Genomic DNA, 3,868 nt, shown 5'->3' on the forward strand with positions numbered 1-3,868 from the left:
TCGATACCATTTTCGCCCGACCGTGGCCCCCGTCACGGCGACTCGCCTCAGCATTTGCCTGCCTTCCCCCAGCCCCGCATGCACGAACGCATTACGATCCGCGGCGCGCGCGAGCACAACCTCCAGAACATCGACCTTGACATCCCGCGCAACCAGCTCGTGGTCATCACGGGCCTGTCCGGTTCCGGGAAATCCAGTCTGGCCTTCGATACCATCTTCGCGGAAGGCCAGCGGCGCTACATGGAGAGCCTGTCGGCCTACGCTCGGCAGTTTCTCGAAATGATGGAGCGTCCGGAGGTCGACTACATCGACGGCCTCTCGCCGGTCATTTCTATCGAACAGAAAACGGTGTCGGGCAATCCCCGCTCGACGGTGGGGACGGTCACGGAGGTCTACGACTTTCTCCGCCTGCTCTACGCCCGTGCGGCAACGGCGTACTCGTACGAGACGGGCAACCGGATGCGCAAGCAGTCGGACGACGAGATCATCGACGGTATTCTCGACGTGCCGGAGGGCACGCGGCTAATGATTCTCGCGCCGGTGGTGAAGGCCCGGAAGGGGCATTACCGTGAGCTGTTCGAGCAGACGGCGAGCCAGGGATTCGAGCGGTTCCGCATTGACGGGGAGATGCGGGAGTACGAGAAGGGGATGAAGCTCGACCGGTACAAAACGCACGACATCGAGGTAGTCATCGACCGCCTCGTCGTCAAGGAGGGGATCCGTCCCCGCGTCAACAAGTCCGTCAGCACGGCGCTCGACATGGGCGGCGGGACCCTCATCGCGAGCATCGTATCGGGGTCGCCGGACGGCATCGACGAGGGCGACCATCTCTTCAGCCGCCATCTCGTGGATCCGGAGACGGGCCTGAGCTACGATGAGCCGTCTCCCAACATGTTTTCGTTCAACACGCCGTACGGGGCGTGCCAGGAGTGCGACGGGCTGGGAGTGACGAACGAGCTCGACAAGGATCTGATGATCCCGGATCCGTCGAAGTCCATCCAGGAGGGCGGGCTTGTGCCGCTCGGAAAGCCCCGCGACATCTGGATTTTCAGCCAGCTCGAGGCGGTCTCGGAAACGTACGGCTTCGACTTTGATACGCCGATCGAGGATCTCAGTGACGAACAGCTCAATGTGATCCTGGAAGGGGCGGGGGAGGAGCAGTTTGATATCGTGTACGCCTACAAGGGGCGCGAAGTCCGGTACAAGCATCGGTACGGCGGGCTGTACCAGCACATCTGGCACACGTACGACAACACCAACTCGTCGAAGCAGCGACGGTGGGCGGAGTCGTTCATGCGCAAGATGCCGTGCCCGAAGTGTGGCGGCGGGCGGCTCAAGAAGCAGAGCCTGAGTTACCGGATCGCGGACAGGACGATCGCGGACCTCGCCAACATGGACCTGACAAAGCTCCGCCAGTTTTTTGAGGATGTGGAGCTGGAGGAGGGGCGGCAGCAGACAATCGCCGAGCCGATCATCAAAGAGGTAAAAGAGCGGCTCGACTTCCTGATCGGGGTCGGCGTGGGCTACCTGACGCTGGATCGAACGGCGCGGACGCTCTCCGGTGGAGAAAGCCAGCGCATTCGTCTCGCAACGCAGGTCGGCACGCAGCTAACCGGCGTGCTGTACGTGTTGGACGAGCCGTCGATTGGTTTGCATCCGCGGGACAACACGCGGCTTATCCGAAGCCTGCAAAACCTTCGCGATCTCGGCAATTCCGTGCTGGTCGTCGAACATGACCGCGAGATCATGGAGGCGGCGGACTACGTCGTGGACCTCGGTCCCGGTGCGGGGACGCATGGCGGACACGTCATCACGGCCGGGTTGCCGGAGGCGCTGACGGTCGACCCGACGAAGCGGACGGGCGTCGCTGCCAACGGCGAAGCCACGAACACCGTCGCGGAGCGCGCGGCGGCATACGACAGCGATCACTACACGTTCGAAAGCCTGACGGCCGCGTACCTGCAGGGCACCCGGGCGATCTCCATTCCGGACGAGCGCAACGCCGGAACGGGCGAGTCGCTCATTCTGAAGGGGGCAACCGGTCACAACCTGAAGGGGCAGGACGTGGCGTTTCCCCTCGGAACGTTCACGGCTATCACCGGCGTCAGCGGGTCCGGCAAGTCTACGCTGGTGAACCAGACGCTGTACCCGATCCTGGCGCGGCATCACCACGGGGCGAAAACCGTCCCGCTGCCGCACGACGACATCGACGGGATCGATAACATCGACAAGGTGATTGAGATCGACCAGCAGCCCATAGGGCGCACGCCGCGGTCGAATCCGGCGACCTACACGAAGCTGATGGACTACCTCCGTGATCTCTACGCGAAGGTGCCGGAGGCGAAGATCCGCGGCTACGAGAAAGGCCGGTTCAGCTTTAACACGAAGGGCGGTCGCTGCAAGAAATGCGACGGCACCGGCACGGTAAAGCTCGAGATGAACTTCCTCCCGGATGTGGAGGTGACGTGCGACGAGTGTGGCGGGAAGCGGTACAACGAGGAAACCCTGCAGGTCCGGTTCAAGGGGAAGTCGATCGCCGACGTCCTGGCGATGACGGTGAGCGAGGCGCTGGAGTTTTTCGAAAACCAGCCGCGCATCATGCGCAAGCTGCGGACGCTGGACGCCGTGGGCCTGGGCTACATCACGCTCGGGCAGCAGTCGACGACGCTCTCCGGCGGCGAGGCGCAGCGCGTGAAGCTATCGAAGGAGCTGTCGCGGCCCGGGACGGGCGATACGCTCTACATCCTGGACGAGCCGACGACGGGGATGCACTTCGAAGACATCCGTCACCTCCTGAACGTTCTCCGCGCCCTCGTGAAAAAGGGCAACACGGTGATCGTGATTGAACACAACATGGACGTGATTAAGACCGCAGACCACGTTATCGACCTTGGCCCCGAAGGCGGCGAAGCCGGTGGCGAAATCGTATTCACCGGGACCCCGGAGGCGCTGGCCGATGCCGATACTCACACATCTCCGTTCATCCGGGAAGAGCTGGAGCGTGCCCGCCGCGTGGAGCGGATGGAGGACGAGGACGTGGACCTCGACAGCATGAGCGATGATGACTCGGTTGTCGTCGACGGCCTGGACGAAGAGACCGAAGATGCCGAAGACGTCGGGATGGCGGCGTGAGGTTTTGCGTTCTGAGTTCTGAGTTCTGGGTTCTGAGTTATGAGTGCCGGGTTCTGGGTGCTGGGCCCTGGCTGGTGGGTACCGGGAAACGTTATCCCTATCCTTCAGGGGCGCCCGAGGCTTGTGACCGTCTCCATGTCGCACGCCATTGCCCTTTCCCCTCTCGCCCCTCCTCCCTGTCTCCCATTCTGCTGTTCCCCAGACGGCCCGTGTCAAATCACTGTTTGGTGGAATCCTGGCGATGGGGCGGTCATTCAATCCCCCATTCACCTCTCCTGACGCGCAATTGACCTCTGGCCATGGCCTCCAACGATCAGAAGAACATGCCGGACTACGTCCCGGAGTACGATAAGCCGGACGCGCCGGGCATCCACATGAACTTCGACAATACGGTGTCGATCTATCACATTGTCGGGGAGGAGGATGGGTTCGTGGCGGCCGCGCAGGACATTTTTGCGCTGTTGAAGGAGTCGCAGGATCGGTTTCCCGGCTGGCCGCGCGTGCTCTACCTCGACATCAACGGCCATCTGGACGAAGAGGGACGCTTCGATGACGAAATGGTGGAGTTGCAGCAGGAGTTTATGATAGCCGCACTCGGCCCATTCTTCACGGCGCTGGCGATGCCGATCATTTCCGTCGTCAACCCGGATACGCAGCGGAATGACGTCCCGGAAGAGCTGGTCATGCAGGACCCGAATGCCCCGCTTCCGGAGGATACCTCTTGGCCCCGGGAAGA

Annotated in this window: 2 protein-coding genes; both read left to right on the forward strand. The window is 62.4% G+C overall.

What is annotated here, in order from left to right:
- Window positions 1-78 precede the first annotated feature (78 nt).
- Entirely contained in the window at window positions 79-3,132 is a 3,054-nt protein-coding gene (uvrA, locus tag ACFCU0_RS04415; protein WP_434972454.1) for an excinuclease ABC subunit UvrA, read from the forward strand.
- 299 nt (window positions 3,133-3,431) lie between these two features.
- Window positions 3,432-3,868 (forward strand): hypothetical protein (locus ACFCU0_RS04420; protein WP_434972455.1); only part of this gene is annotated, 437 nt, incomplete at its 3' end.

It is taken from the genome of Longibacter sp. (assembly GCF_051155795.1).
Taxonomy (GTDB): Bacteria; Bacteroidota; Rhodothermia; order Rhodothermales; family Salinibacteraceae; genus Longibacter.